The 20,685-nt window shown below is 37.4% G+C and carries 22 protein-coding genes and 1 tRNA gene; 15 read left to right on the top strand and 8 right to left on the bottom strand.

Going from position 1 to position 20,685, the window contains the following annotated elements; genetic code table 11:
- The first annotated feature begins 39 nt into the window (after nucleotides 1–39).
- From AC6H22_RS03945 to ilvN, 3 genes are all read left to right on the top strand, one after another.
- Nucleotides 40–1,560, top strand: a complete 1,521-nt coding sequence (locus AC6H22_RS03945; RefSeq protein ID WP_005626248.1) for a Na+/H+ antiporter NhaC family protein — start codon at nucleotides 40–42, stop codon at nucleotides 1,558–1,560.
- A gap of 267 nt (nucleotides 1,561–1,827) precedes the next feature.
- Nucleotides 1,828–3,549 (top strand): acetolactate synthase 3 large subunit, encoded by a 1,722-nt coding sequence (locus AC6H22_RS03940; RefSeq protein WP_497515381.1) that lies wholly within the window; start codon nucleotides 1,828–1,830, stop codon nucleotides 3,547–3,549.
- Nucleotides 3,549–4,040 (top strand): acetolactate synthase small subunit, encoded by a 492-nt coding sequence (gene ilvN / locus AC6H22_RS03935; protein ID WP_005626246.1) that lies wholly within the window; start codon nucleotides 3,549–3,551, stop codon nucleotides 4,038–4,040. Before AC6H22_RS03940 ends, ilvN begins: the two co-directional genes overlap by 1 nt.
- 293 nt (nucleotides 4,041–4,333) lie before the next feature.
- Here ilvN and argS read toward each other — a convergent pair whose 3' ends face one another.
- The gene (argS, locus tag AC6H22_RS03930) at nucleotides 4,334–6,067 is read right to left on the bottom strand and encodes an arginine--tRNA ligase (RefSeq protein ID WP_497513112.1); all 1,734 of its coding nucleotides are present in this window, start codon (nucleotides 6,065–6,067) and stop codon (nucleotides 4,334–4,336) included.
- 79 nt (nucleotides 6,068–6,146) lie between these two features.
- On the opposite strand from argS, the gene AC6H22_RS03925 reads away from it, so the two are divergent.
- From AC6H22_RS03925 to AC6H22_RS03915, 3 genes are read left to right on the top strand one after another with little or no spacing between them, the layout of a single operon-like run.
- Nucleotides 6,147–6,716 carry a VOC family protein gene (locus AC6H22_RS03925; RefSeq protein WP_005626242.1) on the top strand — a complete coding sequence of 190 codons (570 nt, stop codon included), beginning with the start codon at nucleotides 6,147–6,149 and terminating at the stop codon, nucleotides 6,714–6,716.
- Nucleotides 6,717–6,720: 4 nt separating this feature from the next.
- A complete protein-coding gene (locus AC6H22_RS03920; RefSeq protein ID WP_118816983.1) occupies nucleotides 6,721–7,017 on the top strand; it encodes a hypothetical protein in 297 nt (98 codons plus the stop codon).
- A 26-nt stretch (nucleotides 7,018–7,043) separates the two neighbouring features.
- Nucleotides 7,044–7,508, top strand: a complete 465-nt coding sequence (locus AC6H22_RS03915; RefSeq protein ID WP_118816982.1) for an outer membrane lipoprotein — start codon at nucleotides 7,044–7,046, stop codon at nucleotides 7,506–7,508.
- A gap of 221 nt (nucleotides 7,509–7,729) precedes the next feature.
- Here AC6H22_RS03915 and pgi read toward each other — a convergent pair whose 3' ends face one another.
- The 4 genes from pgi to pyk all read right to left on the bottom strand — a co-directional run bounded on the left by pgi (nucleotide 7,730) and on the right by pyk (nucleotide 13,562).
- The gene (pgi, locus tag AC6H22_RS03910) at nucleotides 7,730–9,379 is read right to left on the bottom strand and encodes a glucose-6-phosphate isomerase (protein WP_118816981.1); all 1,650 of its coding nucleotides are present in this window, start codon (nucleotides 9,377–9,379) and stop codon (nucleotides 7,730–7,732) included.
- A gap of 106 nt (nucleotides 9,380–9,485) precedes the next feature.
- Nucleotides 9,486–10,568 carry an alanine racemase gene (gene alr, locus AC6H22_RS03905; RefSeq protein WP_118816980.1) on the bottom strand — a complete coding sequence of 361 codons (1,083 nt, stop codon included), beginning with the start codon at nucleotides 10,566–10,568 and terminating at the stop codon, nucleotides 9,486–9,488.
- Between the two features lie 9 nt (nucleotides 10,569–10,577).
- Complete coding sequence (locus AC6H22_RS03900) at nucleotides 10,578–11,993, bottom strand: replicative DNA helicase (protein ID WP_268988379.1); 1,416 nt, start codon at nucleotides 11,991–11,993, stop codon at nucleotides 10,578–10,580.
- A 132-nt stretch (nucleotides 11,994–12,125) separates the two neighbouring features.
- A complete protein-coding gene (pyk, locus tag AC6H22_RS03895) occupies nucleotides 12,126–13,562 on the bottom strand; it encodes a pyruvate kinase (RefSeq protein ID WP_118816979.1) in 1,437 nt (478 codons plus the stop codon).
- Nucleotides 13,563–13,790: 228 nt separating this feature from the next.
- On the opposite strand from pyk, the gene AC6H22_RS03890 reads away from it, so the two are divergent.
- Nucleotides 13,791–13,867: transfer RNA gene (locus AC6H22_RS03890), tRNA-Val, on the top strand.
- A 134-nt stretch (nucleotides 13,868–14,001) separates the two neighbouring features.
- Here the strand turns inward: AC6H22_RS03890 and AC6H22_RS03885 are convergent.
- Complete coding sequence (locus tag AC6H22_RS03885) at nucleotides 14,002–14,406, bottom strand: Z-ring associated ZapG family protein (protein ID WP_005629056.1); 405 nt, start codon at nucleotides 14,404–14,406, stop codon at nucleotides 14,002–14,004.
- A 29-nt stretch (nucleotides 14,407–14,435) separates the two neighbouring features.
- Nucleotides 14,436–14,786 carry a RidA family protein gene (locus AC6H22_RS03880; protein WP_005629055.1) on the bottom strand — a complete coding sequence of 117 codons (351 nt, stop codon included), beginning with the start codon at nucleotides 14,784–14,786 and terminating at the stop codon, nucleotides 14,436–14,438.
- Nucleotides 14,787–14,897: 111 nt separating this feature from the next.
- Between AC6H22_RS03880 and AC6H22_RS03875 the strand changes: the two genes are divergently transcribed.
- Both AC6H22_RS03875 and AC6H22_RS03870 read left to right on the top strand, forming a co-directional pair.
- Complete coding sequence (locus AC6H22_RS03875) at nucleotides 14,898–15,614, top strand: YwiC-like family protein (RefSeq protein ID WP_005629053.1); 717 nt, start codon at nucleotides 14,898–14,900, stop codon at nucleotides 15,612–15,614.
- Nucleotides 15,615–16,157 (top strand): tetratricopeptide repeat protein, encoded by a 543-nt coding sequence (locus AC6H22_RS03870; protein ID WP_005629051.1) that lies wholly within the window; start codon nucleotides 15,615–15,617, stop codon nucleotides 16,155–16,157. It begins immediately after the preceding gene.
- Between the two features lie 14 nt (nucleotides 16,158–16,171).
- On the opposite strand, the gene AC6H22_RS03865 is transcribed toward AC6H22_RS03870, so the two are convergent.
- Nucleotides 16,172–16,579, bottom strand: a complete 408-nt coding sequence (locus AC6H22_RS03865) for a Cd(II)/Pb(II)-responsive transcriptional regulator (RefSeq protein ID WP_005629049.1) — start codon at nucleotides 16,577–16,579, stop codon at nucleotides 16,172–16,174.
- 95 nt (nucleotides 16,580–16,674) lie between these two features.
- On the opposite strand from AC6H22_RS03865, the gene AC6H22_RS03860 reads away from it, so the two are divergent.
- From AC6H22_RS03860 to hypB, 6 genes are all read left to right on the top strand, one after another.
- On the top strand, nucleotides 16,675–17,358 hold the full coding sequence (locus tag AC6H22_RS03860; protein ID WP_118816978.1) for a DUF4198 domain-containing protein: 684 nt from the start codon (nucleotides 16,675–16,677) through the stop codon (nucleotides 17,356–17,358).
- Nucleotides 17,359–17,370: 12 nt separating this feature from the next.
- Nucleotides 17,371–17,856: an HI_1622 family ECF transport-associated protein gene (locus AC6H22_RS03855; RefSeq protein WP_005632431.1), complete on the top strand. Its 486-nt coding sequence runs from the start codon at nucleotides 17,371–17,373 to the stop codon at nucleotides 17,854–17,856.
- Nucleotides 17,856–18,476, top strand: coding sequence for a cobalt transporter CbiM (gene cbiM / locus AC6H22_RS03850; RefSeq protein WP_005644665.1), 621 nt, complete (start codon nucleotides 17,856–17,858; stop codon nucleotides 18,474–18,476). The genes AC6H22_RS03855 and cbiM overlap by 1 nt, the downstream gene beginning before the upstream one ends.
- Nucleotides 18,476–19,108, top strand: a complete 633-nt coding sequence (locus AC6H22_RS03845) for an energy-coupling factor transporter transmembrane component T family protein (RefSeq protein WP_497515380.1) — start codon at nucleotides 18,476–18,478, stop codon at nucleotides 19,106–19,108. The genes cbiM and AC6H22_RS03845 overlap by 1 nt, the downstream gene beginning before the upstream one ends.
- A gap of 1 nt (nucleotide 19,109) precedes the next feature.
- A complete protein-coding gene (locus AC6H22_RS03840; protein WP_497515379.1) occupies nucleotides 19,110–19,727 on the top strand; it encodes an energy-coupling factor ABC transporter ATP-binding protein in 618 nt (205 codons plus the stop codon).
- A gap of 147 nt (nucleotides 19,728–19,874) precedes the next feature.
- A complete protein-coding gene (gene hypB, locus AC6H22_RS03835; protein WP_118796277.1) occupies nucleotides 19,875–20,684 on the top strand; it encodes a hydrogenase nickel incorporation protein HypB in 810 nt (269 codons plus the stop codon).
- Nucleotide 20,685 lies beyond the last annotated feature (1 nt).

Raw genomic sequence — 20,685 nt, 5'->3', positions numbered from 1 at the left:
TTGCTTTCCGTTCTCTCCATTAATTGTAGGTATCTCTTAATGGAACTTATCGATTTTTCATCCTCAGTTTGGTCAATCATTCCAGCTTTATTGGCGATTGTCTTGGCCATTGCAACTCGTCGTGTATTGGTGTCTCTCAGTGCAGGGATTATTGTTGGTGCGTTAATGTTAGGTGGCTGGAATATTGGCTCATCTTTCAGTTATCTATCAAGCAACGTGATTTCACTTGTTTATGCTGATGGCGCAATTAACTCTAATATGAACATTGTCTTGTTCTTATTATTGCTTGGTGTTTTAACCGCACTTTTAACTGTATCAGGTAGTAATCGTGCGTTTGCTGAGTGGGCACAAAACCGTATTAAAGGTCGTCGTGGGGCTAAATTATTAGCTGCATCATTAGTTTTTGTTACTTTTATTGACGATTATTTCCACAGTCTTGCTGTAGGCGCAATTGCTCGTCCAGTGACAGACCGTTTTAAAGTTTCTCGTGCGAAACTTGCTTATATTTTGGATTCAACGGCTGCGCCGATGTGTGTAATGATGCCAGTTTCAAGTTGGGGCGCATACATTATTACCTTAGTAGGCGGTTTATTAGCGACTTATTCGATCACTGAATACACACCAATTGGTGCATTCGTGGCAATGAGCTCAATGAACTTCTATGCAATTTTCTCAATTATCATGGTGTTCTTTGTGGCATATTTTTCTTTCGATATTGCTTCAATGGCACGTCATGAAAAATTAGCTTTGGAAAATCCTGAAGATGAATTAGAAGAAGAAACGGGTGCAAAAGGTCACGTACGTAATCTCGTATTACCTATCTTAGTTTTAATTTTTTCAACGGTTACAATGATGATTTACACTGGTGCATCAGCATTAGCAGCGGATGGTAAAGAATTTAGCATTTTAGGTGCGTTTGAAAATACTGTTGTTGGAACATCTTTAGTTGTAGGTGGTTCTTGCTCAATTCTAGTTTCTACTTTATTAATTATTATTGATCGTCAAGTGAGTGTTCCAGAATATGCACGCTCTTGGATCGCAGGTATTAAATCAATGGCTGGTGCAATCGCAATTTTATTCTTTGCGTGGACAATTAATAAAGTTGTTGGGGATATGCAAACTGGTAAATATTTATCTTCTCTTGTTTCTGGTAATATCCCAATGCAATTCTTACCTGTAATTTTATTTATTCTTGGTTCTGCAATGGCATTCTCAACCGGTACTAGCTGGGGGACATTCGGTATTATGTTACCAATTGCAGCGGCTATGGCTGCAAATGCAGCGCCAGAATTATTACTCCCTTGTTTATCAGCAGTAATGGCGGGGGCTGTATGTGGTGACCATTGTTCGCCAGTATCTGATACAACGATTTTGTCTTCAACTGGTGCAAAATGTAACCATATGGATCATGTGACTACTCAGCTTCCTTATGCAGCAACAGTTGCAGCTGCAACGGCTATTGGTTACATCGTGGTAGGTTTCACTTATTCAGGTTTAGCTGGTTTTGCTGCGACGGCAGTTTCATTATTTTTAATCGTATTTGCAGTGAAAAAACGTTAAAAATGTGATCTTGCTCAAAAATCTAAATAAAATATAAAATTTTGATAAATTTATAAAATGCGACATATGGTCGCATTTTTTTATTTAAAAGTATTATTTTTTTTATAAAAATCTAATTTTATTATATTGTTTGATTTTTTATTCTGTTTTGTCGGTGTTTTTAGCCATTATGTAGACTAGACAAAAACTTTTTGCTTAGTATGATGTAAATCATTGATACAAAGCATGGGCACTTTTGAAAAGTGCGGTTCGTTTTAGGAGTAAAAAATGAAGAAGTTATCTGGCGCAGAGATGGTCGTTCAATCTTTACGCGATGAAGGCGTAGAGTATTTATTTGGTTATCCAGGTGGGGCAGTATTAGATATTTATGATGCGATCCATACACTAGGTGGTATTGAACATATTTTAGTTCGCCATGAACAAGCAGCTGTGCACATGGCGGATGGCTATGCACGTTCTACAGGTAAAGTTGGATGTGTGTTAGTGACTTCGGGGCCCGGAGCAACAAACGCAATCACTGGCATTTTAACGGCTTATACAGATTCTGTGCCTATGGTCATTATTTCTGGTCAGGTCATGAGTAATTTAATTGGTCGAGATGCGTTCCAAGAATGTGATATGGTGGGGATTTCTCGTCCAGTTGTGAAGCATAGCTTTATTGTCAAAAAAGCGGAAGATATTCCATCTATTTTGAAAAAAGCTTTTTATATCGCATCAACTGGTCGTCCAGGTCCTGTAGTGGTAGATATTCCAAAAGATACTGTAAATCCGAATTTTAAATATCCTTATGAATACCCTGAATCTGTAGAGTTACGCTCTTATAATCCAACAGTAAATGGACACAAAGGCCAAATTAAAAAAGCATTAAAAGCACTTTTAGTAGCGAAGAAACCAATACTTTTCGTCGGTGGTGGTGCAATTGCTGCTGAATGTAGTACGCAGTTAATTCAGTTTGCACAACGTTTAAATTTACCGGTTACCTCATCATTAATGGGATTAGGGGCTTATCCAAGTACAGATAAACAATTCCTAGGTATGTTAGGGATGCACGGTACTTTCGAAGCCAATACGGCAATGCACGAAAGTGATCTTATTTTGGGGATTGGCGTTCGTTTTGATGATCGCACAACAAATAATTTAGAAAAATATTGCCCGAATGCCAAAGTGATTCATATTGATATTGATCCAACCTCGATTTCTAAAAATGTTCCAGCAGCAATTCCAATTGTCGGAAATGCGAAAAATGTCTTGGAAGAATTTTTGAGTTTATTGAATGAAGAGGGATTGAAATCTCAAACAGATCTTGAAAATTGGTGGCAAGAAATCAACCAATGGAAAGCAAAAAAATGTTTGGAATTTGACCGTGCTTCTGGTGTGATTAAACCGCAACAAGTCATGGAAGCAGTATATCGTCTTACTAAAGGACAGGCGTATGTGGCTTCTGATGTAGGGCAACATCAAATGTTTGCTGCGTTACATTATCCATTCGATGAGCCTCGTCATTGGATTAACTCTGGTGGCGCGGGCACCATGGGATTTGGTTTACCCGCTGCATTAGGCGTGAAATTGGCTCATCCGGAAGGAACAGTTGTTTGTGTTACTGGTGATGGAAGTATTCAAATGAATATTCAAGAACTTTCTACCGCAACGCAGTATGGCATCCCTGTTGTCATTATTTGTTTGAACAATCATTTCTTGGGAATGGTAAAACAATGGCAAGACTTGATTTATTCTGGTCGCCATTCGCAAACCTATATGAATTCCTTGCCTGATTTTGTGAAATTGGCTGAATCTTATGGGCATGTCGGTATAAAAATTGCTACACCCGATGAACTTGAAAGTAAATTGAAAGAAGCATTCAGTATTAAAAATAAATTAGTATTTGTGGATATTAATGTAGATGAATCTGAGCATGTGTATCCAATGCAAATTCGTGGTGGCGCAATGAATGAAATGATTTTAAGTAAACCTCAAGAGGAGACAAACTAATGCGTAGAATTTTATCTGTTTTACTCGAAAATGAGTCTGGTGCTTTATCGCGTGTTGTTGGTTTATTCTCCCAACGTGCCTTTAATATTGAAAGTTTGACGGTGGCGCCAACGGATGATCCAACACTTTCTCGAATGACTATTGAAGCAGTGGGCGATGCTCAAGTATTGGAACAAATTGAGAAACAACTCCATAAATTAGTGGATGTGTTTAAAGTGATTAATTTGAGTGAGCAAGAGCATATAGTTCGAGAAATTGTTTTAGCGAAGGTAAGGGCAGTAGGTTCATCTCGTGATGAGATTAAACGTTTAGCCGATATTTTCCGTGGACAAATTGTAGATGTCACACCAAAATCTTACACAATTCAATTAAGTGGCACGAAAGATAAAATTGATGCATTTATTTCTGCATTGAAAGAAGAAACCACATTGTTGGAAATTGTTCGTTCTGGATTGATTAGTGTGTCTCGTGGAGAAAAGAATATTCTCTAAAGTAGGGGCGTAAAGTGCGGAAATATTGTAATAGAATTTTACCGCACTTTATTAGAAATATATTTGTTTTTAGTTTTTTTATAAAAAACTTGTGACCAAGTTCACAAATCTAAAAATATGTATTTGCATAACTGATCGGATTTCTTTATTCTGAAACCACTAAAAACAAGTGCTATCTTAAATAGCCGACATCTATTTTGCTTTCCGAGTAGTGCCCCATTGGGGCACTTTTTTTATTCTGTAAATAAGTATAAAAAATCCCTTTCGTAAGAAAGGGATTTTAATTATCTAAATTACATTTTTTCTACGGTTTTAATACCGAGTAACTCTAAACCTTGTTTTAAGGTTTTTTCTGTTAATAATGCCAATTTTAAACGGCTTAATTTTACGGCCTCATCTTCAGCATTTAAAATTGGGCAATGCTCGTAGAATGACGAGAATATGCCTGCTAGTTCGTATAAATAAGCACAAAGCACGTGTGGTGTGCCTTCTTTTCCGACTGTTTGCACTGCTTCTTCAAATTGTAAAAGTTTAATTGCAAGCGCTCTTTCTTTATCATCTTCAAGCGTTAAAGGTGCAGCTAAAAGTGCGGTCGAATTTATATCTGTTTTATTAAAGATCGAACGAATTCGAGTATAGGCATATTGCATATAAGGTGCAGTGTTACCTTCAAAGCTTAACATATTATCCCAATCAAAAACGTAATCAGTAGTACGGTTTTTGGAGAGATCCGCATATTTCACCGCACCAATACCGACAGCCTCAATCACAGCTTCTTTTTCATCATTAGATAAATTTGTATTTTTTTCATTAATTAATACAGTGGCGCGCTCAATCGCTTCATCTAATAGATCGGCTAATTTCACCGTGCCACCAGTACGGGTTTTAAATGGCTTGCCATCTTTACCAAGCATCATTCCAAAGTTTTTATGCTCTAAAGAAAAACTGTCTGGTACATAACCTGCTTTACGAGTAATTAACCAAGCTTGTTGCATATGTTGGCTTTGACGAGTATCTGAAAAAACAAGTGCGCGATCAGCTTTTAATGTTTCATAACGATATTTTGCTGCAGCAATATCGGTTGTAGTGTAAAGGAAACCACCGTCTTTTTTCTGAATGATCACGCCCATTGGATCGCCTTCTTTATTTTTGAACTCATCCAAATAAACAACCAATGCACCATCATCTTCTACAGCTAAACCTTGTTTTTTAAGATCTTTTACGATGCTTGGTAACATAGGATTATAAAGACTTTCACCCATAACATCTTTTTCGGTTAAAGTCACATTCAAGCGATCATAGTTGTGCTGATTTTGTTGCATCGTGATGTTAACTAAACGTTTCCACATCGCTCGACAATATTCATCACCACCTTGTAATTTCACAACATAATTACGCGCTTTTTCTGCGAATATTTCATCTTCATCGTAGTGTTTTTTGGCTTCGCGATAAAAGGCTTCAAGATCTTGCAATTCCATTTCACTCGCATGCTCGTTTTGCATTTTTTCAAGATAAGCAATAAGCATACCGAATTGCGTTCCCCAGTCACCAACATGGTTTGCACGAATGACATTGTGACCTAAAAATTCTAGGGTTCTCACAACAGCATCGCCGATGATCGTAGAACGTAAGTGACCTACATGCATTTCTTTTGCTACGTTTGGAGATGAATAATCAATCACGACAGTTTGCTTATCCGTAGCTTGAATACCTAAATTCTTTTGGGACAGCGCAGTTGAAACCTCTGTTGTTAGCCAAGTTGGATTTAAGAAAATATTAATAAAGCCTGGTCCTGCGATTTCTAATTTTTCTGCAATATCAGATAGTTGAGCATTATCTAAAACTTTTTGAGCAAATTCTCGTGGATTTAAACCTAATTTTTTTGCCGCAGCCATAATGCCATTGGCTTGATAATCGCCAAATTGTGGTTTTCCTGATTGACGAACAAGCGCATCGCAAGATTGATCTGCTCCAGCAAGAATCATAGCTTGTTTGATTTTGTCGGATAAAATAGATTGAATATTCACGTTTTTTCCTATGTTCAAATTGAATAATGAAAATAATCGGCTATGATACCGTTCTTTATGAGTTTCTCAAAGGGACAAAATGACAAATTTACAGGAAAAATCACCCGCACTTTTTTCTGATTTGGCGGAATTTGAAAAAAAAATTCAACAATTAGCTCAAATAATGTTAATTGATTTTTCAAATTATGAAATTGATCACCTTGCTGTGCGTGTAAATAATGAACAAAATGCAAAAGACTGGCTGACACTTTTATTGAAATACGGTAGAATTTTATCCGATAACGTTGTCAACGGGCGCAAGATTTATCTAATTCAGTTAGAAAAAGCAGTGACATTTGCTAATCAGTTCGTTGATGTTATTGAACTTCCGTTCCCTAAAAATAAGGAGTATCCCATAGAAGGTTGGGAGCATATTGAGGTTGTAGTGCCATTTTTACCGAATGAATCGATAAATGAATGGGTACAGCGTATTAATATGCGTTTTTTATGGAGCGAATTAACTCAATTAACTATTAAAGTTAGTGAGCCTAAAGTGGATGGCGAGAGATTGCCTAATCCATCTATTGCAGTAAGTTTTGTTGATAAGACATCAAATCATACTTGTATTAAGGTTCATCCTTATTCTATAAAGAAAATACTCGAGGTTTAGCAAAATGAAAAAATTATCTCTTGCATTAACGGTTTTAGCGGCTGTAGGTTTAAGCGCTTGTTCTTCTTTCCAAAAAGATGAAAATGCTTATAAAGGCCAAATCGTTTTTAGCCAAATGGAAGGTGAAAATCTTAAATTAACCATCCGTAAAAATGATTGTTCTGGTCGTCAACAGGATGGCGAGCAAGTTGAGCTTAGTCACAAGTACGATTCAACTTTAGTTGTTGGTGCTTGTGTTTTAGTATCTGACAATGGTAATACTAAAAACATTTCAACTTTTTCTCCAAGAAACCCACTTTAATTCCTTTCTAATATAGAGAATATTATATGAAAAAAACAAATATGGCATTAGCACTGTTACTTGCTTTTAGTGTAACTGGTTGTGCAAATACTGATATTTTCAGTGGTGATGTTTATAGCGCATCTCAAGCTAAAGAAGCTCGTTCAATTACTTATGGTACGATTGTTTCTGTGCGTCCTGTTAAAATCCAAGCTGATAATCAAGGTGTAGTTGGTACGCTTGGTGGTGGTGCTTTAGGTGGTATTGCTGGTAGTGCAATTGGCGGTGGTCGTGGTCAAGCTATTGCAGCAGTAGTTGGCGCGATTGGCGGTGCAGTAGCTGGAAGCAAAATCGAAGAAAAAATGAGTCAAGTAAATGGTGCTGAACTTGTAATTAAGAAAGATGATGGTCAAGAGATCGTTGTTGTTCAAAAGGCTGACAGCAGTTTTGTAGCTGGTCGCCGAGTTCGTATTGTGGGTGGTGGCTCAAACTTAAATGTTTCCGTGCTATAACTAATAGCGTTAACACCTAATATCTTATTAATCAGCGTCTTAACCCTTTAAGGCGCTGATTTTTTTATTATTAAACATACAAAAAACAATCAATTAAAAATTGCTATATCTATTCATAACATCTTAAAGATAAATTAAAGGACTAAATCCTATAATAAATATGGAATTTAGTCCTTGATATAAAATTATAATTGTTTAAATCTTTTATATTAAATAAACAATTAACGCCATGCTTTAAATTGATTAATTAACCCATTGGTTGAACTGTCATGACTTGCTACTTTTTCAGAATTTGTTAATTCAGGAAGAATTCTGTTTGCAAGTTGTTTGCCTAGTTCTACACCCCATTGATCGAAACTAAAGATATTGAAAATCACACCTTGTACAAAGATTTTATGTTCATACATAGCAATTAATGCCCCCAAGGTAAATGGAGTGATTTTTTGAACGAGAATCGAATTAGTTGGCTTATTACCAGTGAATACTTTAAATGGAACAATATTTTTTACATCATCTAAAGATTTACCTGCTTTTACAAATTCAGCCTCGACTTCCTGTTTTGTTTTTCCGAACGCTAATGCTTCTGTTTGTGCGAAGAAGTTAGAAAGCAATTTATTATGATGATCCGCCAAGGAATTATGGCTTTGGGCTGGCGCAATAAAATCACAAGGAATTAAAGTAGTGCCCTGGTGAATTAATTGATAGAACGCATGTTGTCCGTTTGTACCTGGTTCTCCCCAAATGATTGGGCCAGTTTGGTAATTGTTAATGACATTGCCATCACGATCCACATATTTACCATTTGATTCCATATTACCTTGTTGGAAATAGGCTGCGAAACGATGTAAATATTGATCATAAGGTAAGATCGCTTCTGTTTGTGCACCAAGGAAATTGGTATTCCATAAGCCAACTAATGCTAAGGTGGTTGGAATATTTTTTTCAATTGGAGTAGAACGGAAATGTTTATCCATTTCATGCGCGCCATTCAATAACTCTTCAAAGTTTTCAAAGCCAATTGATAGTGCAATTGAAAGACCAATAGCTGACCATAAAGAGTAACGACCGCCAACCCAATCCCAAAATTCAAACATGTTATTGGTATCAATACCAAATTTTTCTACATCTTTAGCATTGGTTGATAACGCTGCAAAATGTTTTGCAACCGCACTTTCATCTTTCGCTGCTTTTAGTAACCAATCACGTGCACTTTGCGCATTTGTCATGGTTTCTTGAGTGGTAAACGTTTTAGATGCCACTAAGAAAAGCGTGGTTTCTGGATTGACTTTTTTTAAGGTTTCCGCAATATGTGTACCATCGACATTTGAAACAAAGTGCATATTTAGGTGATTTTTATATGGGCGAAGCGCTTCTGTTACCATATAAGGGCCTAAATCAGATCCGCCAATACCAATATTCACGACATCAGTAATCGCTTTTCCTGTATAGCCTTTCCATTCACCAGAAATAATACGCTGACAGAAATCTTTCATTTTATCTAGCACAGCATTGACTTCAGGCATGACATCTTTACCATCAACAAGCACTGGAGTATTAGCACGATTGCGGAGTGCGGTATGTAGTACAGCCCGATTTTCAGTACGATTGATTTTTTCACCTGTAAACATTGCTTCTTTTGCGCTATCAAGAGAACATTCTTGAGCAAGTTGGCGAAGATGTGAAAGGGTTGTTTGATTGATATTGTTTTTGGAAAAATCTACAAGAATTTGGTTATTGAATGTTAAAGAATAATCGTCAAAACGATTTTTTTCTTGTTTAAATAAATTTTGGATGGTGGTGTTTGACAATTCAGCTTTATGTGCTTCGAGAGATTTCCACGCATGGGTGTGAGTCGGGTTAATGTTTTTCATGGTATTTCCTTTCATTAAAAATAATCAAAATTTTAACCGCACTTTCTAGGGTTTCTATCAGAGAGGGAGTGAATCCCTCTCTTCAGAAAATGCAGTGATTAACAGATTAATCAACATATTCAGTTATAACACGCGGTGTTAATTTTGTAATTAGCTCATAGCTTAAAATTCCTGTGAATTTAGCTACGGTTTCAATAGGTAATTCCTTACCCCATAGAATTACTTCATCACCTACTTCATCTTGGCTATCAGGTCCTAAATCAACGGTTAACATATCCATTGAAACCCTTCCAACGATTGGCACGATACGACCATTCAAATAAACAGGCGTGCCTTCAGGCACATCTCTAGGATATCCATCGCCATAACCAATAGCCACAACACCGATTTTTGTATTATGCGAACTTGTCCAAATGCCACCGTACCCAACTGGTTCACCTTGTTTATGGTTGCGAACAGCAATCAATGATGAAGTTAAATTCATCACTGGCGTTAAACCAAACTCAGCACCGACGGTATCAGTTGGTGAAATGCCATACATAATAATACCTGGGCGGATACATTCCAGATGAGATTCAGGCCAGAAAAGAATGCCACCTGATGCCGCAATAGTACGTTCACCTTGTTTATCTTTTGTGGCGGATAAAAAGCGGTTGATTTGAAGTTGGGTATAATTGGATTCTAATTCATCAGCGCGGCTAAAATGGCTAACAAAGCCTAAGTGCGGTTGAATATATGGAAGTTTTTTAAGTTCATTATAGAAAAAATCCACTTCATCTAATGAAACACCTAAACGATGCATGCCTGTGTCTATTTTTAACCAAACTTTAATTGGACTTGGTAAATTCGCACGTTTTAGTGCTTCCAATTGTTCACGATTATGTACGATAGTTTCGATATTATTGACCGCTAAGACGGGCAAATCTTGTTCATTAAAAAAGCCTTCAAGCAATAAAATCGGTTTAGTAATACCATTGGAACGTAATGCCAGAGCCTCTTCTAAACGAGCCACGCCAAAGCAATCGACATTTTGTTCTAAAGTTGATGCGACAAACACAACGCCGTGACCATAGGCGTTTGCTTTAACCACTGCGATGATTTTACTATTTGGTGCTTTTTGTTTAATTATTTCTAAATTTTGTTTTAAGGCGTGCGAGCTAATTTTCGCTGTCGCCGGTTTTACATTCATTGTTATTCCTTAATAATCATCATGATATTCACGTTGTTCGGCGAGATTGTCGAAGCGTGAGAATTGTCCATTAAATTTTAACCGCACTCGACCAATCGGGCCGTTACGTTGTTTACCGATAATAATTTCTGCAACACCTTTATCTTCCGAGTTATCGTTATAGACTTCATCTCGGTAAATAAACATAATCAAGTCTGCATCTTGCTCAATGGAGCCTGATTCACGTAAATCTGAGTTTACAGGGCGTTTGTCTGCACGTTGTTCTAAAGTACGATTTAATTGAGAAAGCGCGACTACTGGCACTTGTAATTCTTTGGCGAGCGCTTTGAGGGAACGGGATATTTCTGCGATTTCTAGTGTTCGGTTATCTGAAAATGCGGGTGCGCGCATTAATTGCAAATAATCCACCATGATCATACTTAATCCAGCATTTTCACGATAAACTCGGCGTGCGCGGGAACGAACATCAGTAGGCGTTAGGCCTGAAGAGTCATCGATATAAAGATTATTTTTTTGCTTGAACATCCCAACTACGCTAGCAATTTTGTTCCACTCGATCTCATCTAAATTTTGACCTGTTCGGATTTTAGTTTGATCAACGCGAGCAAGTGATGCGATCATACGCATCATAATTTGTTCTGCTGGCATTTCTAAACTAAATACTAAAACAGGTTTTTCACTTGCCATTGCGGCATTTTCGCAAAGGTTCATGGCGAAAGTAGTTTTACCCATTGACGGACGTGCCGCCACGATAATTAAGTCAGAAGGCTGTAAACCTGCCGTTTTTTTATCAAGATCAGTGAAACCGGTCGTAATGCCCGTTACGCCTGAATGATTTTCAAGTTTGCTCAAAATATCGATTTTTTCAATAGTACTTTCCAGAACATTGATCACATTTTGTGGACCTTCGCTAGAAGTCGTCCGTTTTTCTGCAATCGCAAATACTTCACGCTCTGCTTCATCAAGAATTAACTTGATGTCTTGTCCTTTGGGAGAATAGCTATTTTCAGCAATACGATTTCCTACCGAAATAAGTTCTCGTAATATGGCTTTTTCTCTCACAATATCCGCATAAGCCAAAATATTAATGGCGTTCGGAGTATTATTGGAAAGCTCTGCTAGATAAGCAAACCCACCCACTTCATCGCTTACACCACGGTTTCTTAAGGCTTGATCTAGCGTAATTAAATCAATAGGCGATTGATTACGCATTAGATGTTCCATTTCTGTAAAAATTAGACGATGCTGAAAAGTATAAAAATCGTCAGCAATCACACGTTCAGCAATACCATCCCAATGTTGATTGCTCAGCATGATGCCACCCAACACGGCTTGTTCAGCCTCAAGTGAGTGCGGTGGAATACTTATTTGTGCTGTTTTTTTGTCAGAAGATTTGATTTGAGGTTGTGATGCCATAGGACTTATTTCGATACTAGAATGTCGTCTATGATACCGCAAATATCTATTGGATTTAAGTGAAAAGTGCGGTGAAAAAAGGAAATAAAAAACGGTGGAAAAATCCACCGCTCTTTCATTTTAAAGTATTCATATTGTTGATTATTCAACAATTAATGTACGACATACGTTGGTTTGTGTCGCACCTTGACCACCGTGAGTAACAAGCACTAAATCACCAGTAGATAAGTAACCTTTTTCTTTTAATGATTGAAGTGCTACTTTTGCACTGGTTTCTGTACGGCTATCTTCATCATGATAAACTGGAGTTACACCACGGTATAGAGCACAAAGGTTTAAAGTTTCTTGATTACGAGATAACGCAAAGATTGGTAAGCCAGAGCTAATGCGTGACATTAATAATGGAGTACGGCCTGTGCTAGTTAAAGTGACGATTGCCACCACACCTTTCATGTGGTTTGCAGCATACATTGCAGACATCGCAACAGATTCTTCAATGGTTTCAAATTCTTTATCCATACGGTGACGAGAAACGTTAATACTTGGCATTTTTTCTGCACCTAAACATACGCCAGCCATTGCCGCTACTGTTTCAGAAGGATATTGACCTGCTGCTGTTTCTGCAGAAAGCATAACTGCATCAGTACCATCTAATACTGCGTTTGCAACGTCCATCACTTCAGCACGAGTTGGCATTGGGTTGCTAATCATTGATTCCATCATTTGAGTCGCTGTAATTACAGCACGATTTAATTGACGTGAACGACGGATTAATTTTTTCTGTACGCCGACTAATTCAGGATCACCGATTTCTACACCTAAGTCACCACGAGCAACCATAATTACGTCAGATGCTAAAATGATATCGTCCATTGCTTCCTCATTAGCCACCGTTTCTGCACGTTCAACTTTAGCAATGATTTTTGCATTTAAACCAGCTTGTTGTGCAAGTTCACGCGCATAATTTAGGTCAGCACTTGAACGAGGGAAAGAAACGGCTAAGAAATCAACGCCAATGCGTGCAGCGGTAATAATGTCTGCTTTATCTTTTTCTGTTAATGCTTCTGCAGATAAACCGCCGCCTAATTTGTTGATACCTTTATTATTTGATAATGGACCACCAACAGTCACTTCAGTGAATACTTTTGCACCATCAGTTGATAATACTTTCAATTGAACACGGCCATCATCTAATAAAAGAATGTCGCCAGGAACAACATCTTGTGGAAGCGTTTTATAGTCTAAACCAACAGATTCTTGTGTACCTTCGCCTTTTGGTAATTCTGCATCAAGAATGAATTTATCACCAACACTTAAGAAAATTTTACCGTCTTTAAAAGTAGATACACGAATTTTAGGACCTTGTAAATCACCTAAGATTGCCACGGTTTTACCTAATTTTTTCGCGATAGAACGTACACGTTCAGCTCGTTCAATATGGTCATCAGGTGTACCGTGAGAGAAGTTCATACGAACTACGTTAGCGCCCGCTGCGATAATTTTTTCAAGATTGTTATCACGGTCAGTTGATGGGCCCATAGTACATACAATCTTCGTTCTTCTTAGTCTTCTAGACATTATTTACTCCGTCAATAATTACAAAATTTTAAAGATACTATTTTTACTTGGCTATATATTAGCCAGATGAAAATCGGTGCGCATTATACGCTTAAAAATTTGGGAAATCAAAAATAGCCCTGTTATTTAAGGCAATACTGTTTACTTTTTTGTCAGTTATCTCGAGTTTTAAGAAAAATACTTGTTTTCAGATTAAAAATATCTATAATTCCAGAAAATTTATACAGTGCGACTATAGCTCAGTTGGTTAGAGCACCACCTTGACATGGTGGGGGTCACTGGTTCGAGTCCAGCTAGTCGCACCATCTAACCCTTTCATAACCCCGCGAAACTAATCGCGGGGTTTTGTTTTATCTAGGTTTTATGAGTGATATAAGAGAGCAAAAAATTGTTTCTATATAAAAACGGCTAAAAACATTTCTATTTTTAGCCGCACTTTTTAATTTTCTTCTTTATTTTCTTTAAATAAGCCTGATGCACCCTCTGAATAATCTCTAGGCTGTTCATTTTGAGATTTATCTGTTGCAGTAATCAACTGTTGGGTGAATAAACCTTTTTGATCTTTTTCGCCCAGTAAATTATTGGAGGAGGTTGCGTAGTGGCGATAAAGTTTTTGATAATCGTTAATTAAGGTTTTGAATAATTCAGCACTTTCTGCAAAATGTTTTTCGATTTGCGCCTTTTGTGTATCAAGTTGCGTTTTGACTATTTTTAATTCAGCTTCTGTCTTGGCTTGATGTTTTACGGAGCCTTTGGTTAAACGCACAATAATGTAACCAATAAATAATCCAACAATAAAAGCGATACCAATCGCTCCCCAAATTTCATTTGTCCAATTTTCCATAATATTCTCCTGTTTATTTGGCTTAAAAACTAACAAGTTGCAATAATAACAATTTCAACTTTCCAACGAGGATCCGCTAATTTAGCTTCGACTGTCGCTCGACTTGGTGGACTAACATGATCGACCCATTCATCCCAAGCTTGATTTAATTGTGCATAATCTTGCATGTCTGCTAAGAAAATTTGTGCGGTTAAAATATTGCTTTTATTGGAGCCAATTTCTGCTAACAATTTATCAATTAAACCTAATACTTCTTTGGTTTGTTCGTAGGCATTTTGCTCGATGGTTAATTCTGGAACTTGCCCTGCAAAATAGGCTAGGTTGTTATGAATTGAAACTTCACTTAAACGTGCGCTGGGTAAAATGCGTTGAATTGTCATAGTGTTCTCCTTTGGGGTATTTTCTTCTATTCTAAATAGCGTTTACTACTTTGTAAAATCCTCTTTACTAGGCTAGAATACCCGACAATTATTCTCAATTATTTAATCATTATGAAACTGCTTATCTCTAATCAGCATGGTGCTATTGTTATGGCATTGGTGCCTTTTATTTACGGTATGTTACTTGCTAATCCAGTATGGGCGCACGTATTTTTATTATTAGGATGGTTTTCGCTTTATTTGATGACTTATCCTTTTTTGAATTTTTTTAAAGGTAAAAATCTTGAGTTATACAAAAAATGGTCTGTGATTTATTTTGCTGCGGCAGTGATTTTTGCGATTCCCGCGTTAATTTATAATTGGCAAGTACTGTATTTTATGTTTGCCATGCTGCCGTTTGTCGCTGTAAACATTTATTTCACGAAGAAAAAAGATGAGCGTAATTTATGGAATGATTTGGCGGGGATCTTAATTTTTGCTCTAGCTGGAATGGGATCTTATTACTTTTCTGACCGCACTTTTGATGAAAAAATGCTTTGGGTAGCGATTTATCCAACATTATTTTTTATTGGAACAACACTTTATGTGAAATCAATGATGCGTGAGCGAAAAAATCCACGTTATTTTTGGGCGTCAGTAATTTTTCACTTATTATGTGTGCTGATTTTTGTAGTTTCGCAACAATTTATTTTAGCATTATCTTTTGTTCCCGGATTCGTGCGCGCGGTTTATCTGCCCACTAAAAAGCTTTCTGTTATGCAAGTTGGATTAACAGAATTTGCGATTACTGCTGTGTTTTTTATTTTACTTTTAATAGCAACTTTATAAATGAAACTGAAGTTATTTTTTCATACAGTATTACTTTCTTGTAGCTTGCCTATTTGGGCAATAAAAACCGTTGATATTACAGCGAGTTCGAAAATGGATGATCAAGCAAGAATGAATTTGGCACAAGACTTTGCCAATAAACAACAATGGATCTCTGTTTTCGATATTATGTATCCGATGGCTTTAGAAGGAAATATCACCGCTCAAAGCAATCTAGGCATGTTATATAACCTTGGGCGTGGCACGGTGAGAGACTACGAAAAGGCTTATTGGTGGTTTAGCGAAGCGGCAGAGAAGGGCAGTGTGAAAGGGCTAAATAACCTTGGCGTTATGTATCTACGTGGCGATTACGTCAAACAAAATACAGCGCAAGCCATTAAGCTTTTTGAACGTACAGCTCGAGCTAAAGATACGGATGCGATGATGATGTTAAGTAATATTTATCGATCACAAAACCAACCTGAAAAATCATTGGAATGGCTGAAGAAAGCCGCTGAATTAGGCAATAAGGAAGCAAAACAGCGTTTATCTAGTCAGCCGTAATCTTAAAAGTGCGATTATTTTAATCGCATAAATTTCACGCCACTATGTTGCAATAGCAATTTCATTGGATCTTCATCATTCGAGACTGTTTTCTCACGTAATTCAATTAATTTCATCCGTAAATGGGCAAGTTCATGAATTCGTGTGGCCACTTCTTTAATATGTTTGTCTAACACACGATTTATTTCTTCTGCTTGTTGTTTGGAGGCATTTTTTAAATTCAGTAGGCTTTTTATTTCACTTAATGAAATATCTAAATTTCGACAGTTACAAATAAATGATAAACGTTGCAAGTGTTCTTCATTATATTGGCGAAAATTGCCTGAAGTGCGTTTTGGGGGCGGGATTAAACCTTGTTGTTCATAATAACGAATGGTTTCTACGGTACAGCCTAGGGCTTTAGCAAGTGCTCCAATTTTCATCAATTTCCTTAAAAAATGACTTGACTCTAAAGTTACTTCATATTTTATCATGCGTTCAGATTTTCTTAAACAAAAACAAACAAGGAGCATCCAAAATGGAATTAAAAAAAATCGCAGTGGGATTAACCGCACTTTTAGGTATGTCTGTTGCTAACGCGCACAATGTTTGGCTTGAACCTGCTTCAGCCCAAGGTGAATACGTGGTGAAATTTGGACATGAACAAACTGAAACCTATCCAGAATCTAAACTTAAATCTATCCAAGCTTTAAATGCTCAAGGAAAATTAACCGCAGTTGACTATCAATTCAGAAATGGCGAAGCCTATCTTATGCCTAAATCAGATTTAGTATTCGTTCATTTCGATAATGGTGTATGGTCAAAATTACCAAGCGGTAAATACATTGAAAAAACAAAACGTGAAGAACCAACAGCAGAGTTTAGTACCAATCCTGTTAAATTTGGTAAAGCGATTTTGAAATGGGATGCTGAATCTTTCAAATCTCATCAACAAGCATACGAATTGATTCCTCAAGAAAAAGCACAAGCGAACAAACCACTTTCTATCCTTGTGTTACATAATGGTAAACCGGTTCAAGGTATTAAAGTGGGCGTGAGTGAAGATGCACCGTTCAATTTAACCAATGAAAAAGGTATCGCTCAATTTACGCCAGTTAAAGGCTTCAACAAAGTATGGGCAGAGTTTGAGGAAAAAGTAACTAATAATGCGGATTACGATCGTCGCTCTGTGGAATATATGTTAACTTTTGATGCGCAATAATATGGATTTGGGATGAAGAAAATTGTTTTTTTAACCGCACTTTTTGCGGCTTGCTATCTCCCGAATGCTTATGCCCACGCGCTTTATGTGTTTGCCCAATATGATGGGCAAACACTCTCTGGCAAATCCTATTATTCTGATATGACCCCAGCGGCTGAAACTTATTTAGAAGTTTTCCGCTCAGGTGTTTCTGATCCAGTTTTAACTGGAAAAACTGACCGCCAAGGTGCATTTAAGCTTTCTATTGCTGATGTGCCACATACAACCTTAAAAGTTGTGGTGGAAGGCGATGAAGGACACCGTGCGTCAGTGGTTGCTGCTCATACATCTGCCGAAAATCAAAGCGGTGCAGATTTAATGCTGCTTCGTGAAGATATTGCGCATTTAAAAGATAAAATTTATTTGCATGATATTTTAGGTGGAATCGGTTATATCGTTGGTATTGCTGGACTTATTGCTTTACGTAATGCGCGTAAAATTAAACAAGGACGTATTTAATGCATTTATCTGAAGGCGTGTTACATACGCCTATTTTATTAGCTGGCGCAGTGCTTGCTGTTGCGGGCATTGCTGTGGGGTTACGTCGTTTAGAATCAGAACGTTTACCGCTCACCGCACTTTTTGCTGCGGCATTTTTTGTGGCAGGAACTATTCATGTGCCCGTAGGAATTGGTAGCGTGCATTTAATTTTAAATGGCATGGCTGGTTTATTCCTAGGGTGGGCTGTATTTCCTGCATTCCTCATCGCACTTTTATTGCAAGTCATCTTCTTTTCTTTTGGCGGATTTGCAGTGTTAGGTGTCAATCTCTGCGTGATGGCAACGCCAGCGGTGATCGCTCATTATCTTTTCCGTTCTCGTTTACAACCACACATGGCTTTAAAAGATCGCTTATTAGTCGGTATTGGAGCTGGCGTAATTGGCGTTGGCGGGGCAGGCGCACTTGCTTCTTTTGTGCTGATGTTAGATGGTGGAAAAAGTTATCTGAATCTTGTTTGGCTCTTGCTAGTCTCTCATATTCCGGTATTTATTTTGGATAGCATTATCAGCGTAGGGGTGATTACCTTGCTTGGTAAAATGTATCCTGAAGTCATGAATCGTACCGAGAATGTCTCTTAATGAAAATTCACCGTTTATTTCAACCGCACTTTAGGTTGATTTATCTGTTTATCTGGGGGCTAATCATTAGTGGATTGAGTGATCTCACTTGGCTTATGCCCCTTAATGTGCTTGCCGTTTCTCTCTTTTTTATTTCACTACAGTTCAGTCAAAAATCTTTTTTGCCTTACCTTAAACGTTGGTTTGCGTTAGTCATTTTTATTGCTTTAATGTGGGCGACATTAAGCTGGAAAATTGGAGAAAATGGCATTGAACTCCATTTGCAAGGCATAGAATTAGCAGAAAAATTGAGTTTAAGGACTCATTTATTGTTGATTTCTCTTTGGCTTTTTTTATGGAATATTAATGATGCGGTGCTTGTTCAAGCCATTGGTAAATTGCCTTTGCCAGAAAAATTAATTCAACTTTTTGTACTGACCGTACGTTACATTGCACTGCTTGGCGAATTGCGTCAAAAAATGGATATTGCTATGCGCGCTCGTGGGTTTCGTCCTGGTCTTAATCGCCGAACCCTTTATGTGACCGCTCAAAGTGTCGCTTTATTATTGATTCATGCCCTGTTGAAAGCTGAAACGGCGCAAATGGCGTTAAAATGTCGTGGTTTTCAGTTTGGCAAAAAGAGAGAAAAATAACATGTTAGCTGTAAATAATCTTTATATAGAACGCAATGGTAGAGCGATTATTCAAGATTTGAGTTTTACCTTAGAAGGACAAAAACGTCTTTTCGTACAAGGGGAGATAGGTTCTGGAAAAACGACATTACTTCTAGCTTTGTTGGGATTTGTTCCTGTAACCAAAGGGGAAATTAAACTATTTGGCCAAGTTTGTTGTGAAGAAAAAGATTTCGCACCCTTTCGTGGCACGATTGGTATTTGTTTTCAAAATGCCGATGATCAACTTTTTGGCCCAACAGTGTTGGATGATATTGCCTTTGGACCATTAAATCAAAATGTGCCCAGAGAGCAGGCGTATCATATTGCAGAGGAGCAATTAGAACGTCTTGGTATTACACGTTTAAAAGATCGTATGGTACATACTTTATCTGGTGGTGAGAAAAATTTCACTGCACTTGCAGGTGTTTTAGCGATGCAGCCAAAAATTTTATTATTAGATGAACCCACCAATGGATTAGATCGAAAAAATACTGAAAAATTGACCGCACTTTTGCGTGAACTTTCCTTACCCATTTTGATTTCATCCCATCATCATGGATTTATTAACGAATTAGCCACAGAAATTATCAGTTTATGATCTTCATCAAAAAGCCGAATTTTGATTGTGCTATGCTTGTTGCAAATTTGTTGACAAAGCTAAGGGCTTTGAGTGTTTTAAACATCATTTCTGTTGAAAGTCAGTTTGAAACCTCAGCCCAAATAAGCACATTAAAACGGAGGATTTATGTGTACAACCTGTGGCTGCGGACATCCAGAGCAAGTCCGCATTGGCGAATTGCCTCATACTCATGATGATCAAGGAAGTCATCAATCAGGTACGCCAAACTTTTCACATTCAACATTTCATTTCAATAAACCAGTCGATGCAGACGATACTCAAAAACGTTTGTTAAAAATCGAACAAGATGTTCTCGGAAAAAATAATCAACTAGCGGATCACAACCGAGCATTCTTTTCTAAACAACATATTTTAGCTTTAAATCTTGTATCGAGTCCGGGTTCAGGCAAAACCACCCTTTTAACGACGACGCTAAATGCCCTCAAGAATGACCGCACTTGTTATGTCATTGAAGGCGATCAACAAACTGAAAATGATGCAGATCGTATTCGTGCTACTGGCGTGCCGGCTATTCAAGTGAATACAGGCAAAGGTTGTCATTTAGATGCACAAATGATTAGCGAAGCTATGGTGAAATTAAGACCACAAGCTGACAGTATTATGTTTATCGAAAATGTAGGAAATTTAGTTTGTCCATCTGAATTTGATCTTGGTGAAAAAGCTAAAGTGGTGATTTTATCAGTCACAGAAGGCGAAGATAAACCGCTTAAATATCCGCATATGTTTGCCGCATCAAGTTTAATGATTTTAAATAAAGTTGATTTATTACCTTATTTGAAATTTGATGTAGAACAGTGCATTGCCAATGCAAAACGTGTGAATCCAAATATTGAAGTGATTCAACTTTCCGCTACCACTGAACAAGGTCTTAGCGAGTGGTTAAATTGGCTAGAACAGCAACGTAAACAAGGATAAT

The sequence above is a fragment of the Haemophilus sp. THUN1690 genome (assembly GCF_059704375.1).
The sequence above is the reverse complement of the archived record's forward strand: the minus strand, read 5'-3'. Positions and strand labels throughout refer to the sequence as shown.